The sequence below is a fragment of the Novipirellula artificiosorum genome (genome assembly GCF_007860135.1).
Classification (GTDB): Bacteria; Planctomycetota; Planctomycetia; order Pirellulales; family Pirellulaceae; genus Novipirellula_A; species Novipirellula_A artificiosorum.
Window position 1 is genome coordinate 145,884 of record NZ_SJPV01000013.1, and the last position, 18,851, is coordinate 164,734.

The window sequence follows — 18,851 nt, forward strand, 5'->3', positions numbered from 1 at the left end:
TACCTATAGGAGAAAGTAGTAACAAGAAACCAGTAATAAGATATTAATAAGATGGTTCGGGTCGTACATTCGGTTCCGCTCTCCGGACAACCCGTTCCGCAACGGGGACATTCCGTTCCGGTCACGGGACATTCCGTTCCGTACAGACATCGGCCTCAGAAGCCAGTCGAAAAACGTGATCCCACATTTCCTGACCCCGGTCATCGTCCATGTACCGATCGGGATAGCTGATCACTTTCGCGTCTGACTCCAAGTCGAATCCGTCTAGCACAATCCTGCCAGCTTCTTGCATGATCGCCTGGGTTTCGTTCACTGCCTCGTCAATTTGCCCCGTGTCGGCTTCAATCAGAATTGCATCGTGGACGGGACAGCAAACCGTGATACCGGCCTCGGTCGCCATCGAGCACGCCAGCCGCAGCATTTCGGCCCCGTTCGCTTGCATTGGGAAGTTCGCGAGTGAACGTGGGTTGTCGCCGCCGATTGTGTGGATCGTCCAACCGAATACGGTTTGCAACTCTCCGACCAACATCGCCGTGTGAACCTGCGATTGCGACCAACGCCAAAATACGGGGAACGTCTCACGATGCCTGCGTAGTAGGTTTCGAGCGAATGCCACGGACTTGTCCAACTTCGCCGCCAGGCCGCGTTCGCCCATCCCGTACTGGGTCGCCAACATGCAAACCTTGTAGGCCGACCGTTCGTCTGGGTGCGACTTTTTTGTCGCCGACGGTGGGACGGCGCCTGCCATCTTCGCGAATTCTAAATAGGGATCCCCCGACGCATATGCTTGGGATAAAGCAACATCTCCTGACAACGCAGCTGCTATGCCAAGTTCTTGTTGCGACCAATCGACGTAAGCGATGGAACGTCCGGCGGCCGGCTTGATCAGTCCACGCATCCACACTGACGGACCAAATATGAATTTGTTGTTGGAAGGTTGATTACGGCCGGATCGGCTCGAAAACGGGCTCAGCATCGCTCGATTTCGGCCGTCGGATCCTACGGCCAACTTTTCCAGCTTCATTTCCGACAATGCGTGCCGGAGTTCACGCAAAGGTGAAACTGCTGGGTAGAGCCTGGCCTGCTGTTTGAAAGTGTCGTCGTCCAACGCCAGCCGTCCAGATTCGGTCGTAGGCCACGGTATGCGGTTGCGGATCAAATACGCAGCAAACCTGTCTTGCTTGAACGTACGCCCGTCAAAGACACCGAACGAAGCGTCGACCGATTCGATCAGTCGCAGTTTGATGCCGCCCCAATGCCGACGGAACAAGGCTAGTGTTTCCAAGTCGATCGGAACGCCTGCCGTTTCCATCGACGCCACCGCCCGCATGTAGCGACCTCGCAAGATCGCTCGAGGGAAGTCTATTCGCGGCAGCATTGCAGGCAACAGCTTATCCAACGCGTCAACGTCGCTTTGGCAGTAGTCCAGCAGCGACGACATCTCGCCGGCAGTGAATGGACCGCCACGGATAGCCAAGTCCCGCATTTCCATTTTCTCACTCGCCAGCATCGAGTCGAATCCGAAGTAAGACAAGCAACCTAGTAAGCCCCGGCCTGCCGGTAACGTAATGCCGTTCAACAAATTCCGAAACTCGCAGTACAGATCGAGTACGCGAACCGGAACGGGCCAACCCAGTGAGAGAAAGCAGTTCCATTCGGCGGAGGAAAAGTAGGCGACAAATAGGGAACGCTCACCAACATCGAACGGTGGGCGTGTCATCGTACGGAGTTCATCTCTGCTGATTCGGAGTAGCCGCTTCGAATGAAACTCACGGGCCACCAGGCAAGCGACGGCAGGCCGCTCACCTGGTGGTTGTGAGAACTCAAAGTCGATCGACCAAACCGAATCGAATCGGTTTCGCCAGTCCACTACGCGGCTCCAAACAGCTCTTGCAGGAATGCGTGATTCAACGAATCGATGAATCTCGTCTTGAACGTAAGCTCCAAGAGTTCACGCAAAGACAGGTCCGGCCATTCCGGCTCGGGCAAATTCCCAGTGGCCTCGAACACGGCGTACGACCCCGCCGACATGTCGGCTTGCACACGCACCCAGCTTTTGACGGCTAGTTCTTGGGCCTCAAGCATCGACGTGTGCCAATCCATTGGCCGGCCGTTTGGGTCCGGTAACTTCGCTTGCCAAAGAAAGGGTGTCCCGTGCCGATTCACAGCTGTGCAGAGCCGAACCAACGAAATGAAGTCCGGTAGCTCAGGCCACAGGGCCGGGGCGACCAAGTAGGTTTCGTGGTTTACCTTGTCCTCGATGATGGCCGTATCGATACGGTACACGGGGTCAGGATGCACTCGGCAAAACTCCATCTTATCGGGCTTGCCACATTTCAAAGTGACAAGTTTACGCTTGACACCAATCGCGCCTGAGGCCGTGTTTGGATTCAGTCGCAGTGCCGCCGGATCAAACGGGTCTAGCGACTCGGGCTTTACCGTAGCCGTGGCCGTAGCCGTTTCCGTGGCAACCGGCGGAGGGTCCGACGGTAACGCCTCGCTGGGTTGTGTTTCGAGCTGAGGCGTTTCGGTTGCCCGGCTCTTTTTAATTTTCTTAAGTACGCGCCGTTCATTATTGCTATTGTCGCCCATAGTGGACTCCTAGTTTCGGCCGACACCGGATGGTCCGATGTCGGCCGCTTGTGTTTTGTTCGCTGTTTGTTGGCTGCAACCAAGACGGTCTCAAGCCTATTTGCGGTCCGGCGCTGTTGCACCTGCATGGGGTCGCACCGCCTGCGACCCACTGCACACTCGACGTTGGTGGCGGCCGGCCACGTTGCTGTGCAAGAACTCGCATCATTCGCCGCGTGAGTTCTGGGCTAAGTGTGCAATTACGGCGTGTGGGTCAAACAGGACCTTGCGGCCCACCCGTATCACAGGCAATGCGTTGTCCCGCAACATCGTGTCCAACTTCGGCACTGATACGCCTATCACCTGGGACAGCTCGTGACGGGACAGTAACCGCCGCCGGTTTGCCAAGCGATCGGCAACCCGTTCCGCGACCGCATCAGCCAAGTTCTCGAGTTCAATGGGGGTAAAAATATTCAGGCTATCTCTCCAACAAATAAGAAGTGTCCAGTGGAAGGACGAAAAAGCTTCGGACCGAATGTGTTCGATCTCGAAAGCGTACGAACGGGGCGGTGGACAACGTGAACATTGGCCCCAGGAGCGACCCTGACGCAAAGCCAGGGTCGCTGGAATAGCAAACCACGGTCAGCTAGTGCTGCGAATGGCCGCTACGGGTTACCTAGCCATGACTAGGCAAACGGCTGCGTGTGGAAACCGTCGATCACTCCGACGACTGCTGTCTTCAGGGCACCAAAGCTGCCATCACCATTCAGGCGATCTTCAACCTCGTGCTCGATTTCAAGCAGCTCAGCAACTCGCCAAAGCAGGGTGATCGACCGGATACCGTTTTCGTGGTACCCACCACTTACACGTCCATTGGGCCGGGCCGCCTCCAGGTAGGCGGCCGGTTCTGAACCATACAGCAGCCTCAAATCCACGCCGTAGGCAGCCAACGTCTTCCAGTCCAGCACCTCATCCTCGTCGAACAACTCGATGAGGTTGAGGAAGGAATTTTGGAAGGCTGCACCGGCTCGTCGTGAATAGTTGCGAGACGGTTTTGTCCGACTCCGTGGAACGGACATCTTGCCGTAAGACGGCCTTTCGGCTAGACTTACTTCACTCATTTTAAATACTCCAGGTCGCAAAAATTTGGATCATTTAAGGTGAGAACTTGCTTCGAGTGACCGCTTCCGGCATTGGCGTGCCGGAGCGGTCGTGCGAAGGTCGCCACAGATGTGGCGAGACCTCGGCTCGGATAGTTCTGCGATTGTCGTGTCATGCTATTGCCGGTTGATTCCTCAGACCGGTCTAGTTGTTGCCTCCTTTTCGATTGGCGATAGAGTTTCAATTGAGCAATTGAAGGGATTGCGGTGGTAGTCCGCCCCATCTACGACGAGCCGCTCTCGTCAACATCCGTCATGCTTGGGGTGTTGGGGCAACCGTTGGCGATCCACTCGTCGATCATCTGTCGTCGATACCGCAGAAGAGATCCCAACTTAAGTGGGCTTGGCATCCTTTCGGAATCGCTTAGTCGTCGCACGTGCCGCTCCGAGCAATTCAGCTCGCGAGCGACATCCCGAATGCTCATCATTGCGGGTAATTCAACGCTACTACCTTCCCCAACACCTTCAGTCATCGTCTCGTCCTGCTCGTAGGAGTTTTGCTGCTCAAAAGCGTTTCGAGCTACAACTCTTACGGACCGGACAAAACCGGACACGGTATTTCGGGGGCACGGGAAAGCTGACTCAGCGATTCAGCGGTTGACAATTTCAGGCAAAAAAAATCTCTGTCCGGTTTTGTCCGGTTTGAAGCCTATTGTCCGTTTTCGTCAGAACCGTCGACGTCAGCATCCCCGGCTTTGATGATGCTGCGTGTTGTTTTAGGGAGTCGACGTTTGTTTTTTTGTTCTCCCAGAGGGTTCCGCGCTCTCCTCAGGGTTCTAGAAAAGGTCTTAACGTTCGTGAAGGGGAGCTCACTACCATATTGCTGTTTCGCCCATTCATAGGCCTCGGCGTCGTCAACCTTGGTGCCACCCAAGAAGTCCAAAGCAGCATCATATGTCAATAACGCGATCCTGGGCTGGTTTGAGAGGCTTTCAATCTGCGCATTCCTTGTTGGTGTAGGCTTTGTTTCGGGCAGTTCTTCGCTTCCGTTTCCTACCCCCGTTGACGCCGCCACTGATTGATCCGTTTTGCCTTCACCGGTGTCCGATCTCATCTCTTGGATAAGACGACCACGTTTCAGGTGTGCAAGTGCCGCCCTGGCAGCGTTCTTAATGTTGGCTTGGTAAACTAAGAGCATAGGTTCGTTTTCACTTTCGTCTTGGTTCTGGTAGTAGCTCTCGGCTACGGCGCCAAACCGAACGATGGGCCCCTCAGCCTCTTGCTTCTCCAAGACGCCGCCACGTAAGCACCTATCTATGTGAAAGAAGCTGGGTTTACGTGCACTCCGAGCGACAGAGACATCGAAATCTGGCTCATCTTCCAATTCGGTGTCTAAAGTGGCTCCTTCGAGTAGCTCCTCTTCAGGCCAAACACGTTTCAGTTTGGCGTAAGCAACATGTGGCAGTAAGTCAGAATCTCTAGGGTCCAATTCGAACATGTCGTGGAAGTCATGGTTCTCTTCATACAAACGCTCTTTCAGCCTCAATGTCTCTTCAGTTCCGTAGACGAATACACTAACTGTCTCGCGTTCTTTGAGGGGCCAGTCTCCCAAGTGTGCAATTTGCGAACCTCGGTTTCCAAACTCGCCAATGCTCGCAGCGTATTCCTCAGCGTCCCTTAGACATTCTTTGTCATAAATCGTCCGGTCCTCGTCGGCGTCCACAATTATATTTGTGAGTCCGAGAATCACGCACCTGATCGCCGGTGCGGTTGCTACTGCTTGTAGTTCATCGACAAAATCTGGCATCCTACTACGCCTTTATTGAGGAAGAGAGTCGCATGGCAGTGCTGCAATAATTATCCAGTCAAGACTGGGCGGACGGTTTGGGGCCGACTAACGCCCGAGGGCAAAACATCGTCATGAATGCAAACAAATCCAGGATCGGATCCGCATACTTCTCGGCGAGTCACTGGATACCCTGTTGCAGTCTTTTGTGTGTTACTCATTACTTCGAGTAATTGGCTGATGTGGCTTAGGTCGCGTATCGGACCCACCCCCTAAGTAGAAGCAGTTGAATGGGCCGCGATAGCGCCCCAAACCATGCTAATGAATCAGCCGGCGGAAATGTTGTATGTCGCCTCTTGCCCATCAAAGAATTCGTCCAAATTGAAGGGAGCACCATGCAGAACGAGTGAATCACGCCAAGCCACTTGATTGGCTGTTGCTCAAATCGGCAGGTTGCTGCTCGAGCTTTCCCCTTGCTTATCCGTTGACCTGCGGATGTAGCCAACGGCCGGATTCGTCTGCGTTTTGCGGTTGGCCATTGGCCCCACCGTTTTCGCGAGTTATGCGTTGGTGGAATTGCCAAAGGTCGATCTCTGCGTCCGTCGCCAGACGAACGGATTGGATTTCGACAGGGATGTCTTGGCCGTGCTTGGCCCGCAGGTCGGCGTACAACGCGTGCAGGGCATCTTGGCCTAACGGACGCAGCTTCGGTTTCATCGGCCGCGTCGATGAGGACGTAGCGGGCGAGCGTGGCAACGTAAAACGTCTTCATGGTTTGGTCGTCTTGGTTGGTGCGAAATCGAGAAACCGCGAAGGGTTTTGAAAAGACCTTCGCGGTGGTGGTTAGCGTCAGCGGGCGGTTCGCTTACGCGCCCATGAACCGGCCGGGCGCTGGCTTCTTGAAGCGGGCGCCTTTGCCTTTTCGCATGTCGCTGAGGATGGCGGCGTAGAGGGTCGCGTCAGGCCTCTTGCCGCCCGGTGAAGTCCAAAGCTTTGCCTTGGCCATCGCTTCGACCATTTCCTTGCATGAAAGCGGTTTTCGGCTTTTCTTCGCGGGCCGCCAAGGCCGCGTCGATCTGGCTGAGCTTTTTCTTGGCGTCCGTCTTCGTAGCGGCAGGCATCTTCGCCGTGGTCGCCTTCGTCGTTTTGGCGTGCTGCTTTTTGGGGGCATTGGTAGTGGTGGTGGTTTTCTTCGTAGCCATGTTTGTGTTCCCGTAGTTGGGGTTTCGATTATTCCGCGTTGGCCACCGTGACCAACGGGCCCGCACAGTTACCTCTGGTTCGGAAACACTCCCAGCGATGTCGGCCAGTTATTCGCAGAACTTTTTCGTGTGCCGAAAAACGCGGGGGGGACGTTGGCCAACGGTTTAAAAGAAATGCCCGCGACAAGGCCGCACAAAGGCGACGTCGCGGGCGTGTTTGCTGGTTGGGTAGATAGATGGGCTTGTTTGTCGGCGCGGCCGACAACGAGCATTCGTTTACGAAACGTCCTCGCTTGAATCGTCACCGTCCTCGGCATCTCGGTGAATCTCGCTTAGCGTCGATCCGTTCTTGTCTTTCCATTCCGTCCAACCGTTTGCCGATCGGCCAAGAACGACGGCCGCCGCGGTGCTCGGGGCTGGAAAGAGATAGTCTTGAGTGAAGTAGTAGGCGTCTTCTCGTTCTTCCAAGACGCCCGATGCGACCAACGCATTGAGGGCAATGGGTTGGCCGATGGCGCATACCGTGGAAGCGATTTACCTACCATGTGATGCTGGTCCGTCGAACAGCGAATGCTCTGGGGTGTACTCGACTTACGTCGATTCGGCCTGCCAGTTGTACCTTAGGTACACATCGCCGCCAAACAGGAGGCTACGGCACGCACGACTATCTTTTGTCTGTGTGGCGCTGATTCTCGAAAGCTCGACTTCACCGGGCCCACGCGCTCATCAGTCGCGCGGTGTCTTCGTCGGCCGCGCGAGCGTCGTCGGCCAGTTCGATCGAGACTTCCGTGTCTTCGTTCATGTGTCCTTGCCGTTAGGTGGCTAGCGTGTGGCGGGGATCCATCCGCGCCGCGTGTCGGTCTGTTGAACCAGTCCCAGGGCTTCGGCGTGGGCGAGCCACAAACGAACGTGTCGAACATCGCGGCCGACCGCTCGAGCGATCGCGGATCCGCTGATCGGCTTGCCCTCGAACCGATCGGCCAGCGTCGCGGCGACCAGCTTCGCGCCGTCGTCGAGAACCGATTCGGGAACATCGACGGCCGCCGGCACCCATCCTTTGGTGAACTTGGGATTGATAGTCGGGACCGGCCGGGCGCGTCCTTGGTCTTTGGCTTAATGCAGGTAGACCAGCGTTTGGTGCGATTGCATCCCCACCACATCGCCAACGGCCCGCGCCGAAACCGGCTTTCCGGTCTTTGCAAAGATCGCGTCGAGCGCCCCAACCACATCGCCAACCCGACCTTCCGCCGGCGAAGCAAATTCGATCACATCTGATTCTCGTTTCGTACCACAGGGAACGCGGATCGATGCGTTTGATCGCCAAACACTGCTAAATCCCAATCATTTCTGCGCTACATCTAGGTGACGGGGGTGACGTAGCTGCCGTCACCTCTCTTTTTCACTTACAGGAGACGTGCGAATGTCGCATGTGGTGCAGATTTCGACTCAAGTCCGAGACGCAGCTGCGGCTCGGGCGGGGTGCCGACGGCTGGGGCTTGAGGAGCCGGTCGTTGAGACGGTGAAGCTGTTTAGCGAGTCCGTTACGGGACTGGCTGTTCGGCTTCGGGATTGGCGGTATCCGGTGGTGTTTGACACAGCAACCGGTGAAACCAAGTTCGATAACTACCAGGGACGCTGGGGAAAACAACAGCGGCTCGATGAGTTCCTGCAGGCTTATGCGGTTGAGGCCACAAAACTCCAGGCTCGACGCAAGGGCTACTCGGTCAGCGAGCAGTCGCTTAGTGACGGCTCGATCAAGGTGACCGTCCAGGTCGGAGGTGCCTCGTGAAAACGATCGAAGTGATTGTCTCGCCCGGTGGTTCAACCAAGGTCGAGACAAAAGGGTTTGCTGGCAGTACATGCCAGCAGGCGAGTGAGTTTCTGGAACGCTCGCTTGGCCAGAAATGCAGCGACCACCGAACGGCTGAGTTCTATCGAACCGAGGCCAGCCAAACACAACAAGCCCGGCAGCAGTCTTCCTAAAGACGCTCGCCGGGCTTTTCTTATGTCCATTCAACACTCAAGCAATCGGAGACCAGTGCATGACACTGACTCAACGAATGAGGGAGCTCGTCGACGCCTGCTTCACAGGCATCTGGATCGAGTCCCAAGAACACGAAGATGCCATCAGCGAATTAGGCCGACTGTGCGGCGAAGAAGATTGGCAGCTCGCCTTGTGGGACGTTAATCGCGGACTGCATAGCTTTAGCGGTGGCGATCATAGCACCGAGGCCGCGGACCCGTTGTCGGCGGTTGAATCGCTTCGCACGCTCGGTCAAGGCGATGGCACCACGCTGCTGGTGCTGAAGAACTACCATCGCTTCCTGCAGTCACCCGAGATCGTGCAAGCGGTCTACCGGGCGGTTGTCGATGGCAAAACGGCACGAACGTTCGTGGTGATCCTGTCACCAAGTGTGCAGCTACCGCCCGAACTGGAAACCCTGTTCGTCACGGTCGAACACCCCCGGCCTTGCCGCGAACAACTTGCGGAGATCGCCCGTGGGATCGCTACCGAAGGCAATGAACTGCCAGACGGTCCTGAATTCGAAGCGGTGATCGATGCCGCTGCGGGCTTGACTCGACTGGAAGCCGAGAATGCGTTCTCGCTATCCCTGATTCGTCACCAATGCTTGCGGCCTCCAGCGATTTGGGAGATCAAAACCCAAACACTGAAGCACTCCGGTCTGCTGTCGCTTTATCGGGGCGATTCGGACTTCAGTTCCCTCGGTGGCCTGTCAGCCTTGAAGGCGTTCACACGACGAGCATTGTTGCGATCGCGAACCGGTGGCTCGGTGCATGCTCGAGGAGTGATGTTGTTGTCGCCCCCAGGCTGCGGCAAATCAGAATTCTGCAAGTGTCTCGGCAAGGAGGTCAGTCGACCGGTGTTAATGCTTGATGTCGGCTCGCTGATGGGGTCACTTGTTGGCCAATCGGAAGAGAGAACCCGCCAAGCATTGGCTACTGTCGATGCGATGGCACCCTGTGTGCTGATGATCGACGAGGTGGAGAAGGCTTTTGCCGGTGCTTCGGGCGGTGGCAGCAATGACAGTGGAGTGTCGTCGCGGATGATGGGAACGGTTCTAACGTGGCTTAATGACCATGAATCGGATGTCTTCGTTGTTTGTACCGCAAATGATGTGCAGAAATTGCCACCCGAGCTAAGTCGCGCCGAACGATTTGACGGTGTGTTCTTCCTCGACCTACCGAGTCGGCAACAGAAGGATGAGATCTGGCGGTTGTATCGCGACCGCTATGGGATCAGCGATGATGAGCCTTGTCCCAAGGATGACCTTTGGACTGGGGCGGAGATTAAATCGTGCTGCCGGCTCGCTACGCTGCTGGATACTCCCCTGGCACAAGCAGCGGATAACGTTGTGCCTGTGGCGGTCACTTCGGCTGAATCCGTGGAACGACTGCGAAACTGGGCCGATGGTCGCTGCTTGGCGTCGGATCATGCCGGTATCTATCGCTCGGCCCCGACAACGTCGAATCGTCGCCGACGCGTTTCAACACAGCCTTCTACGAACTAGATGACCATGCCCGCTCGCTGCTCGAGCCGTGGATTGGCCATTGTGGCGGGCACGGTCACGTATTCACTTCTGAGCCCATCTCCGACCGGGATGGGCTCTTTCCCTTAAATAGGAGAAACCTTTGGCTCCAACCCTCATGGTGTGTCTGATTCTCTCGTTCGCATTGGCGATTGTCTCGCTGATGGTGTTGCAACTGAGGCGACAGCGGCGAGGGCTGCAGGCACTGCTCCATCAACTCTTACGAAAGGACCCACTTGATGCGGAAAACAATGCCGCCGGAGAATCGGTTCCGATTCACGACGGCGGTTCTCGTTTGGATCCCGATCATCATCGTCCTTAGTGGCTGCGGACCATCGGGCCGCGATCTGAGCGACCTGCAGTGGCTCGAAATCCAACAGGCCCTCCAAGACGAACGAGCCGAGGTGGGCAAGCAGCGTGATTTACTGGAATCCGATCGACGCGAGTTTGATGAGCGAGAACGGAGTGAGCCTGTTTTGGCTGCCGTGATCTCGGCATCTGCATTATTGATCTGCTGCTCACTCCCCCTGTTATTGGTTGCCGTGCTGCTCTGGCCACGTAAGCGAGAGCAGGAATCGCAAGCAGTATGCGAAGCAATGCTCGACGAGGTCGTTGCGGTCCGTAACCTTACCTCGGGGGACACAAAGCGAATCTCCGCTTCACCCGCCCCAAAACGCCTCGCTGCTGGCGAGGAATGACACCCGGCCCAGCCGTGTGTTTTCTGACTGCAAACCTTACTTTCGATCCAAAGTATCGCCCCGTCGGTTGACACAACCGGCGGGGCGTTTGCGTTGGTACTGTTACTCAACCACAAACAAGGACTCGACCATGAGCGTAGCCCTCGAACCGACGACGCAGCCAAATGCCAATGCTGCGATCGTCAATCCAACCGCCAGTGTTGGCGAGCGACTGCAAGCGGAAACCACTGCCGTGCGGCTGCATATTCGTTGGCCAGGTGTCCGCAAGACACTCAGTACCGATCAAACCCGGCAGGCAGCCGGCACGTTCGATGCCGACACCAAGTCGGTCTCGGCGTCCAAGAAACTGCTCGACACCAGCCATCCGGCATTTCGAGCGGTCACCGCGGTGAAAACCAAGGCAGCCGACTACTGGAAGTTAAACACACTGCCTTACACCGAACCCGGCATGCGATTGATTCGTCGCGATGATGTCGCTGCCTTTGACATGCAGTTGACATCGGCGAGAGCGGAATTGACCGAAGCCGTCGAAGAGCTCGAGCGTCACTATGACGAGCTCGTCGATCAGGCACGAGAGCGGCTAGGCGATTTGTTTGATCCGGGTGACTACGATTCCAACCTGCGTGATCAGTTCGGTATCGAGTGGGATTACCCCAGCTGCAATCCGCCCGAATACCTGCTGCAGGTCAGCCCACAGCTGTACTACAGCGAGTGTGCCCGCGTACAGACTCGCTTCGACGAATCGGTCCGTTTGGCCGAACAAGCGTTTGCCGACGAGCTGGGTCAATTGGTCAACCATTTGGCCGAACGTCTCACCGGCAGCGATGATGGCTCACCCAAAGTCTTTCGCGACACGGCGGTGACCAATCTACTCGAGTTCTTTGAACGGTTTCAAAGGCTCAACATCCGCTCCGATGACCAGCTGGATCGGCTCGTTGCGGACGCCCGGCAAGTGATTGGCGGTGTCCAGCCCCAAGATCTTCGTGACCAGGCCACGATGCGGCAACAAGTCGCTTGCAACCTGACTCGCGTCGAGGCCTCTCTCGACGGCTGGATGACCGATCGGCCACGTCGCAGCATCCTGCGACGATCCAAGTAGTGAGGCCATCAATGCAACTGATTATTACCCCCGATGGATCGGTTCGCTGCGTTTATGACGATGCGATCGATCTGTCCCAGCTTGGAACGGTCAATATTCGTCGTGGCTCTCACGTTGAACCTAACACAGCAGGCCAATGGACAGCGGATCTGTCACCGGTTGACGGTCCTGTCCTCGGCCCGTTCCCAACACGTCGACTCGCCCTCGAAGCAGAAATCGCATGGCTGGGCGAGCACTGGCTAACGGTGAAAAACCGTTAGCGTTTCAGCACCCATCGTTACTTCCCTAGCCCTCTTCGCAATCGTTTGCGAAGAGGGCTTTTTTCGTTTCTGTCCCTAAACCCACTGGAGATCCCTCCCATGACCCAACTCGACCTCTACCGCAGCGTTTCACGAGCGACCGGAGAATCGGTTGCAACCATCAAACGACTTGGCTTTCTGATCGCCGATCCCTCGCAGCCGATCAGCGACCCGGAAGCCGAATTCCTCGGCCCCCATGTCCTCGACTGGGATGAACTCGATGCATTTCGAAGTGAAGAACCCGAACTGGACTTCGTGTTGGGCTAATCCCTCGCGTCCCCGGTTCTCAAACCCAAACGCACGGCGTGGTTGGCAGGCATCCGCATGTCAGCCACGCCGTGGTCGGCGACGACTCCGTTTTCGTTGCCGCCGTCACTACGAACCTAATTCCACTCACAACCCCAAGAAAACCAAACGATGAAGATTTGTTACATCAATAACGACGGTGGCGGCTTCGCCAACTACATCGACGTTTCTGACAATCTGACCGTTGGCGAGCTGTTTAGCAGCCGAGTCGGCGAAGGCAAGGAGCACAACTACCTGATCCGCGTCAATCGACAACCCTCGGCCGCGGACCAACGACTGCAAGACGGCGACCGAGTGTCGATCACGCCGATCAAGATCGAAGGAGCGGTTTAGATGCGACCAGCCGCTAAGCGTCGAAGGACGATGACGGAACGGTATCGGGCGGCCACTGCGATCCACGCGATGATCGCGTCACCGCAGAATCGCCCGGAAAGCGTCAGCATCGACCCGCAGGTCTTGGACCGGATTGCCAGACTCGAACAGCGGAAACAGACAGCGGAACGGCTGCATTGGCAGTCCGCGGCGGTGCAGCTTGATCAGCATCTCATCCAATCGGTCCGCGCGCTCGCCAACCAGGCGACCCTAAAGCTCGACCGGTTGGAATCGGAGCCAAACCTATCCCAAGTGAATTCGGTCCGCGAGATCTTTGATGGCCTAACAGGACTCAAAGCAGACTTCGGCGTCGTGAACATCGACCGCAAGAACGGCACCGTATCGGTCGTTACCGAAGAGATCGTGCTAGATGGAGTTTCCCTAGGTCCGTTTGAGATCCAGCTGCAGTGGCGTCACCTCGGTAACTCTAGCTGCTACAGCGTTATCGCTCGCGATCCCAACCCAGCTTCAATCTGTGAATCCAACACGCATCCCCATTTGCAAGATGACCGGCTGTGCGAAGGCGATGGGCACTCGGCTATTAAACGTGCTCTGAGCGAAGGCCGTGTCCACGACTTCTTCGTGATCGTCCGCCAGATTCTGCACAGCTACAACCCCGCCAGTGCCTACGTGACGCTGGACGATTGGGAGGGCGTCGAGTGCCGTGATTGTGGTTCGACGATCAACAAAGATGGGGCGAGTGAGTGTTCTGACTGTCATTGCGACCTTTGCAATGAATGTTCGACCAGCTGCGACGACTGTGGTGAATCGCTTTGCGATGACTGCCGTCATCCATGCAAGTCGTGTGAAAACAAGTACTGCCGATGCTGCCTGACCCGATGTTCGGGTTGTGGCGAATCGGTCTGCCAAGACTGCCTTAACAAAGGAGAACAATGTGATGATTGCCTGGAAAAGAAGGAGCAGGAAGAGGCCGGCGTTGAATCATCGGCGCCGGTCACGGACGAAGATACGGTTCACTCCCTACGCGTGGGCGAAGCTATTGTGTCTGCGTGACGCTGGGCCAAGTGAAGTGGGCGGATTCGGCATCAGCGACCCCGACGATCCGCTTTTGGTCATCGATATTGATCTGGTGAAGCAGTCCTGCACGACGGTCACGGTCGAGTTCGATGACGAATCGGTTGCCGATCTGTTTGACCGACAAGTCGACGCTGGACGCACTCCAGACCAGTTCGCACGGATATGGATCCACACCCATCCCGGATGTTCGGCCATGCCTAGCGGGACTGATGAGGAAACATTCGATCGATCGTTCGCTATTCCCGACTGGGCCGTGATGTTCATCTTGGCCAAGAGCGGAGCAACCTACGGCCGTTTGCGTTTCAACACCGGTCCCGGTGCCTCGGTGCGATTGGCAGTCGATGTTGACTATTCAACCGACTTCCCTGCATCGGATTCCGACGGATGGCTGGAGGAATATGACGCCAACGTTCGCATTCATGACCCATTCGCTAGGGCACCGTCCACCGTGGACGATCCGTTTGCTCTGGAGTGCGATCCGACGGAGATTGACGCACTGCGCTGGTACGCAACGGAGTGGGTGGCATCATGATGGAGGCTCAAGATCGCTTTGTTCGCCAATCGGCTCTCGTCCCGGCAGACCGTTTGTCCGCGATTGCCGTCACAGTGATCGGAGTCGGAGCCATCGGGCGACAGGTTGCATTGCAGCTGGCGTCGGTCGGTGTGCGTCAGATTCAATTGATCGACTTCGACACGGTTGAACCGACCAATGTGACGACACAAGGCTACCTGGCGTCCGACATCGGCAATACGAAAGTGACGGCAACGTCACAAGCGATCGGGCAGATTGATTCGGCGATTGAGGTCGACATGGTCGTCGATCGCTACCGAGCGAAGCAGAACACTGGCGATGTTGTGTTCTGTTGTGTCGACTCGATCACCACACGCTCCGCCATTTGGCGGTCTGTGCGGGGCCGAACCGAACTGTTTGTTGACGGACGGATGCTAGGCGAAGTCATTCGCGTACTAGCTGCTCACGACCTCTCATCGTCGGCCTACTACGCTTCAACCCTGTTCGCCGCCTCAGATGCCCAGCAGGGCACCTGCACGTCACACGGCACGATCTACGCCGCTTCGATCGCAGCAGGGCTGATGGTCCACCAGTTCACACGCTGGCTGCGGAATCTGCCACTCGATCAAGACACCACGCTGAACCTGCTCGCCGGTGAGCTCGTCGTTCACTGACGCTTACACCCTTTCAAACACACCTAGCATGGAGAAACTCAGAATGTCGACCCGAATCACGGTTGGCCTAAACCGAAAACGAGGCCAACCTGACTACGGCAGTCACGGCGCAAGCTGCCATATCGACTTTGAAATCGGCGGCGACTCGCTGTCCGGCCAAAGCGATCAGTTGGCTGTACGCATACAAGAAGCCTACCGACTATGCCGGCAAGAAGTGGAACGTGAGCTTGGGGATGATGCACCGAGTGCGACACCAACCTCGTCGCATCGTGTATCAAACGAAGCTCCTCGGCTCAACGGCCATACTTCAGCCAAAAGCAACGGACAGTCGCGGATCCGTGAAGCAACCGACGCTCAAATCCGAGCAATCCACGCGATCGCATCGAAAGCGAACGTGCATCTAGCGAGTCAACTGCAACAGGAGTTCGCGGTTTCATCACCCAAACAACTGACCATCCGCCAAGCCAGTGAGTTGATTGAATCGCTCAAAGGTCGGCTCGAAGCGAGCTAACGCTTGGGCCATCACAATCATGGGGAACGCCATTGATTGTGATGGTCTTTTTTCTTTAGCCCCTGGTGGCTCAATTGTGATTGAAACGCGTCGTCGAATTTCAATAACGCGAAGTCGAAGTTAGTTGTCGGTCACTTGCTTTGTCGCTCCTTGTCCGAATACCTGACAAGCCACAACCCCGCCCCAAGAACACAACATGATCATGATCGGCCCGCCGGGAAGCGGCAAACCGGAGCACATAGCGTGACCCCGTCCCGACGATGCTGCCGTACTTGAAAACGGGGGTTTCTGTACGGCTTGAGCAAGTTGGCCAATCACAGTTACTCGCTTCGGTCTCCAACACCGAACGCAATCGCCTGATCGTGAAATCTGCCTCGGATGGTCCAAATTCGTGCATTTTGAAAGCTCGCGAACTGCATTCGGTCGAAGTGACCGAAGCAGCCTGGCAACTTGATCGTGAATGACTCGGGACGGTTCGTCCGCGGTCATTTACGACACAACTTGGACGCGAGTGGGGACCACTGTCTCGCAGTATCACTTGAAGGAAGTCTTTCGCACGTCGTGATGGAAGAGGGCTGTCCAGCACCGTCTTGTTCGGCATCTTCGGTTACTTGCCATTCGATGGCTTGATTTCCGGGAAGGTCCAGGCGCCGTCAAGAATCTCCTTGCGCGGCTGATACATGCGGATCGCGTAGTTCCAACCCTCCGTGATGGGCAGGTAGTTGGTGCTCTCCGGATCTCCACCAAAATGAAACGTGTAGGAGCCATCTTCGTTCGGCTTGGCCGAGGAGTTGTTGAAGCTGTTCCGGCCCAGCTCGTTTTTCTCGAAATACCCGTCGGCGTTGTAGACCGTGATCGACCAGAAGGCATCCACGGGCACATCTTTCACCATGACAACATGCGGCGTCTTGCCGTCGTTTTTTTCTACACTGTCTACAAGGTAGAAAGCGGCAGTGCTTGGCATGCCGCCCCAGCCAGCGGCGGTGCCGACCAGATGGTCGATCGGCCGGACCTCTTCCTTGCTACCGAACGCGTAGGTGCTGTCGAACCCGAGGGTAGAGAGATCGCTGAGCGCCTTGCGCGCAACCGTGAGTTGCTCCGTGTCCCAGTTTGGTGCCTCGAACGGCCCTTTCCCACCACCGCTTACCGTGATCTTGTCCTGGGCCGCGTGAGCTTTAGCAAGGTCGTCGGGATCACCCGCGTCATAAAAGGTTCGAATGGTCACTAGGGCGAAGCGTGTGCCCACCAAATCCTCGGTCAATTCGTAAGTCCCCGGTTCTGACTCTGCGATCATGTAGTGATCCTGGCTGACGGCAAGCAGCGACATGTAACGCCCACCCACCTCCGGCAGAGTGATCTTCACGGGCTTCGAGAGATCCAAGGCCATCGAGGAATAAAGCGTGTCCTGATTCATACGAATCGTCGGTTGGTTGTCCGCCGTCGTAGGTTCCCGCAGGTGAAAGAATTTATCAAATCCAAGGTTAAACCCTTTCATGTTCTCGCGGATCATGTGATCCGACTCGGCCCGCACGAAGTTGGACACGTTGACCGATTCCTTGTTGTCGTCGGCGAGAACCGTTGAACCAAGGATTGTCGCCGCGAAGACAGCGATGCTTGGGGTAATGATTGTTTTCATGATTCGATCTTTTGATGTGGTTTGATTTCGTGTCAGCACGTTACTCAGATTTCGTTGCCCGGGGTGGCGACCAGCGACCTTCGAGGGCATCGTTCTCTGGCCCGTACAGCCGCATGGTCATATAGAAGGGGCCCTTGGGCGCGGGAAGCCAGTTGGACTCCAGGTCGTTGCCGGGAGAGTTTTTTCCGATGTGCAACACCAAGGAGCCGTCTTCTTCCTGCTTGAATTGGTCCATCATCTCCGAGCTCAGGAGATAACGTTCGAGCGGATTCTCAATGAAGAGTTGGGTTTTCCCGTCGTACATGGTCAAGGACCAGAAGGCCTTCACCGGCGGCAGCGTCCCCTTCGGGAAGGTCAACGTGTAGCTGTGTTTCGAGGCGTCCAGCGGCGCGTCATCGGTATCGGTGAAATAGGTCGGATAGATCGCTTCCTTCGCCGAGTTGCCGTAGAGACCCGCTTGGGCGCCCGCGGAGCGAAGCATGTCTGGCCGGTCCAGTCCGAAGTTCTCCCTGGCGCTTTCGTTCAGGAATTTCCGGGTGCCGAAGAATTTGCCGCTGGCCAGGGGATCGCTGGCATTACTGCCAATGAAGGCCTCGATCTCGGCAAACCCCTCTTTCACTCCGGCTTTCAACGCCTGCACGGTTTCGTCAGGCAGAGCATCGAGGCGGAAGGTCTTACCGGGCCCAACCCCGAGGCGTGCGAGATCCTGCCAAAGCGCATCTTCTCCCTGCCCAGGTTTCTCGAGCAGGTCCATGATGAAGTCCAAGTAGAGCAAGAAGCGCTCGTCGAACTGCGAGCTCTCGACCCACTCCGGGAAGTCGGGCTTGGCCGAGGCAGCCGGGGCTTCCTCACCTAGGAAAGCGCTCAGCGGCTCAAGCTTGTATTGGCCCTGAATGGTCTGGACCTTCTCCAGATCATCCGGACCAAATAACTGCGTCCGGGTGACATTGAAGATCACGTCGGTTTCGGATCGGATCACGTCGGTGATGCCCTCCGGTTTCTCTCCGTCCCAGCCTGGTCCAGCGAGCAGGTAGTGGCCCGCCTCATTGCCCGTCGTTAGATTGCCGACATACGCGAAGTTGTGAGTGTAGAGATCGATCAGCTGAAAACTGTAGTATCGTGCCCCTTCCATCTTGGGAACGGACAGGACGAGCGGCTCCGCCCGCAGGTCCATCCAGAACATGCAGTAGGGCGTATCTGCATTGGGTGTGATCACCGCCTTATCTTCCGGCGTGAACAGCCTCGCTTCGCAGGAGACTTCGTTGAAAGGTCCCTTGTATTCCGGGTTGTCCTTGTCAACGGCGTAGTTCCACATGGTCTTGTAATTCATGACCATGGGGAAGCCGTAGAGGTAGGCTTCCTTGGCGATGGCCTGGGCTTCCTCAGGCGTGACGTCGCTCTGGGCAGCAGCTGGATCAGACGGTTTTTCACAGCCGCTTAGGAAGAGCGTTGCCGGTACGAGGAGGGTGCAGAGTAAGTGGTATTTCATGGCTCAATTGA

The 18,851-nt window shown here is 56.5% G+C and carries 27 protein-coding genes; 14 read left to right on the forward strand and 13 right to left on the reverse strand.

Features of this window, described 5'->3' with window-relative positions; all coding sequences use genetic code 11:
* Positions 1 to 121: 121 nt before the first annotated feature.
* From Poly41_RS27215 to Poly41_RS34430, 11 genes are all read right to left on the reverse strand, one after another.
* A complete protein-coding gene (locus Poly41_RS27215) occupies positions 122 to 1,720 on the reverse strand; it encodes a DNA polymerase (protein ID WP_231615985.1) in 1,599 nt (532 codons plus the stop codon).
* Positions 1,721 to 1,869: 149 nt separating this feature from the next.
* Entirely contained in the window at positions 1,870 to 2,592 is a 723-nt protein-coding gene (locus Poly41_RS27220; protein WP_197231675.1) for a hypothetical protein, read from the reverse strand.
* Between the two features lie 665 nt (positions 2,593 to 3,257).
* Positions 3,258 to 3,692, reverse strand: a complete 435-nt coding sequence (locus tag Poly41_RS27225; protein WP_146530516.1) for a hypothetical protein — start codon at positions 3,690 to 3,692, stop codon at positions 3,258 to 3,260.
* A 263-nt stretch (positions 3,693 to 3,955) separates the two neighbouring features.
* Positions 3,956 to 4,204 (reverse strand): helix-turn-helix domain-containing protein, encoded by a 249-nt coding sequence (locus Poly41_RS27230; protein ID WP_146530517.1) that lies wholly within the window; start codon positions 4,202 to 4,204, stop codon positions 3,956 to 3,958.
* 176 nt (positions 4,205 to 4,380) lie between these two features.
* Positions 4,381 to 5,478 carry a hypothetical protein gene (locus Poly41_RS27235; protein WP_146530518.1) on the reverse strand — a complete coding sequence of 366 codons (1,098 nt, stop codon included), beginning with the start codon at positions 5,476 to 5,478 and terminating at the stop codon, positions 4,381 to 4,383.
* 456 nt (positions 5,479 to 5,934) lie between these two features.
* The gene (locus Poly41_RS27240) at positions 5,935 to 6,174 is read right to left on the reverse strand and encodes a hypothetical protein (RefSeq protein ID WP_146530519.1); all 240 of its coding nucleotides are present in this window, start codon (positions 6,172 to 6,174) and stop codon (positions 5,935 to 5,937) included.
* Positions 6,175 to 6,322: 148 nt separating this feature from the next.
* Positions 6,323 to 6,475: an HTH domain-containing protein gene (locus Poly41_RS35805; protein WP_197231676.1), complete on the reverse strand. Its 153-nt coding sequence runs from the start codon at positions 6,473 to 6,475 to the stop codon at positions 6,323 to 6,325.
* On the reverse strand, positions 6,417 to 6,659 hold the full coding sequence (locus tag Poly41_RS34425) for a hypothetical protein (protein WP_197231687.1): 243 nt from the start codon (positions 6,657 to 6,659) through the stop codon (positions 6,417 to 6,419). The genes Poly41_RS35805 and Poly41_RS34425 overlap by 59 nt, the downstream gene beginning before the upstream one ends.
* 276 nt (positions 6,660 to 6,935) lie before the next feature.
* Positions 6,936 to 7,145, reverse strand: a complete 210-nt coding sequence (locus Poly41_RS27250) for a DUF4357 domain-containing protein (RefSeq protein WP_231615986.1) — start codon at positions 7,143 to 7,145, stop codon at positions 6,936 to 6,938.
* 336 nt (positions 7,146 to 7,481) lie between these two features.
* The gene (locus Poly41_RS27255; RefSeq protein WP_146530522.1) at positions 7,482 to 7,709 is read right to left on the reverse strand and encodes a hypothetical protein; all 228 of its coding nucleotides are present in this window, start codon (positions 7,707 to 7,709) and stop codon (positions 7,482 to 7,484) included.
* A gap of 63 nt (positions 7,710 to 7,772) precedes the next feature.
* Positions 7,773 to 7,928 (reverse strand): hypothetical protein, encoded by a 156-nt coding sequence (locus tag Poly41_RS34430; protein WP_197231677.1) that lies wholly within the window; start codon positions 7,926 to 7,928, stop codon positions 7,773 to 7,775.
* A 151-nt stretch (positions 7,929 to 8,079) separates the two neighbouring features.
* Between Poly41_RS34430 and Poly41_RS27260 the strand changes: the two genes are divergently transcribed.
* The 14 genes from Poly41_RS27260 to Poly41_RS27325 all read left to right on the forward strand — a co-directional run bounded on the left by Poly41_RS27260 (position 8,080) and on the right by Poly41_RS27325 (position 16,179).
* Positions 8,080 to 8,448 carry a hypothetical protein gene (locus tag Poly41_RS27260; protein ID WP_146530523.1) on the forward strand — a complete coding sequence of 123 codons (369 nt, stop codon included), beginning with the start codon at positions 8,080 to 8,082 and terminating at the stop codon, positions 8,446 to 8,448.
* Positions 8,445 to 8,642, forward strand: coding sequence for a DUF2997 domain-containing protein (locus Poly41_RS27265; RefSeq protein WP_146530524.1), 198 nt, complete (start codon positions 8,445 to 8,447; stop codon positions 8,640 to 8,642). The genes Poly41_RS27260 and Poly41_RS27265 overlap by 4 nt, the downstream gene beginning before the upstream one ends.
* A gap of 59 nt (positions 8,643 to 8,701) precedes the next feature.
* Positions 8,702 to 10,189, forward strand: coding sequence for an AAA family ATPase (locus Poly41_RS27270; RefSeq protein ID WP_146530525.1), 1,488 nt, complete (start codon positions 8,702 to 8,704; stop codon positions 10,187 to 10,189).
* 121 nt (positions 10,190 to 10,310) lie between these two features.
* Positions 10,311 to 10,529 carry a hypothetical protein gene (locus Poly41_RS27275; protein ID WP_146530526.1) on the forward strand — a complete coding sequence of 73 codons (219 nt, stop codon included), beginning with the start codon at positions 10,311 to 10,313 and terminating at the stop codon, positions 10,527 to 10,529.
* Positions 10,447 to 10,905: a hypothetical protein gene (locus Poly41_RS27280; RefSeq protein WP_231615987.1), complete on the forward strand. Its 459-nt coding sequence runs from the start codon at positions 10,447 to 10,449 to the stop codon at positions 10,903 to 10,905. The genes Poly41_RS27275 and Poly41_RS27280 overlap by 83 nt, the downstream gene beginning before the upstream one ends.
* Positions 10,906 to 11,035: 130 nt before the next feature.
* The gene (locus Poly41_RS27285) at positions 11,036 to 12,004 is read left to right on the forward strand and encodes a hypothetical protein (protein ID WP_146530527.1); all 969 of its coding nucleotides are present in this window, start codon (positions 11,036 to 11,038) and stop codon (positions 12,002 to 12,004) included.
* 11 nt (positions 12,005 to 12,015) lie between these two features.
* Positions 12,016 to 12,264 carry a hypothetical protein gene (locus Poly41_RS27290; protein ID WP_231615988.1) on the forward strand — a complete coding sequence of 83 codons (249 nt, stop codon included), beginning with the start codon at positions 12,016 to 12,018 and terminating at the stop codon, positions 12,262 to 12,264.
* 99 nt (positions 12,265 to 12,363) lie between these two features.
* The gene (locus Poly41_RS27295; protein ID WP_146529479.1) at positions 12,364 to 12,570 is read left to right on the forward strand and encodes a hypothetical protein; all 207 of its coding nucleotides are present in this window, start codon (positions 12,364 to 12,366) and stop codon (positions 12,568 to 12,570) included.
* A gap of 150 nt (positions 12,571 to 12,720) precedes the next feature.
* On the forward strand, positions 12,721 to 12,942 hold the full coding sequence (locus tag Poly41_RS27300) for a molybdopterin converting factor (protein ID WP_146530529.1): 222 nt from the start codon (positions 12,721 to 12,723) through the stop codon (positions 12,940 to 12,942).
* Positions 12,943 to 13,995 carry a hypothetical protein gene (locus Poly41_RS27305; RefSeq protein ID WP_146530530.1) on the forward strand — a complete coding sequence of 351 codons (1,053 nt, stop codon included), beginning with the start codon at positions 12,943 to 12,945 and terminating at the stop codon, positions 13,993 to 13,995.
* Positions 13,982 to 14,551 (forward strand): MPN domain-containing protein, encoded by a 570-nt coding sequence (locus tag Poly41_RS27310; RefSeq protein ID WP_146530531.1) that lies wholly within the window; start codon positions 13,982 to 13,984, stop codon positions 14,549 to 14,551. The genes Poly41_RS27305 and Poly41_RS27310 overlap by 14 nt, the downstream gene beginning before the upstream one ends.
* Positions 14,548 to 15,204, forward strand: a complete 657-nt coding sequence (locus Poly41_RS27315) for a ThiF family adenylyltransferase (RefSeq protein ID WP_146530532.1) — start codon at positions 14,548 to 14,550, stop codon at positions 15,202 to 15,204. The genes Poly41_RS27310 and Poly41_RS27315 overlap by 4 nt, the downstream gene beginning before the upstream one ends.
* Positions 15,205 to 15,247: 43 nt before the next feature.
* Positions 15,248 to 15,715, forward strand: coding sequence for a hypothetical protein (locus Poly41_RS27320; protein WP_146530533.1), 468 nt, complete (start codon positions 15,248 to 15,250; stop codon positions 15,713 to 15,715).
* A 260-nt stretch (positions 15,716 to 15,975) separates the two neighbouring features.
* Complete coding sequence (locus tag Poly41_RS27325; protein ID WP_146530534.1) at positions 15,976 to 16,179, forward strand: hypothetical protein; 204 nt, start codon at positions 15,976 to 15,978, stop codon at positions 16,177 to 16,179.
* Between the two features lie 143 nt (positions 16,180 to 16,322).
* On the opposite strand, the gene Poly41_RS27330 is transcribed toward Poly41_RS27325, so the two are convergent.
* Positions 16,323 to 17,351, reverse strand: a complete 1,029-nt coding sequence (locus tag Poly41_RS27330; RefSeq protein WP_197231678.1) for a DUF1214 domain-containing protein — start codon at positions 17,349 to 17,351, stop codon at positions 16,323 to 16,325.
* Between the two features lie 40 nt (positions 17,352 to 17,391).
* Positions 17,392 to 18,840, reverse strand: coding sequence for a DUF1254 domain-containing protein (locus Poly41_RS27335; protein WP_146530536.1), 1,449 nt, complete (start codon positions 18,838 to 18,840; stop codon positions 17,392 to 17,394).
* Between the last annotated feature and the right edge of the window lie 11 nt (positions 18,841 to 18,851).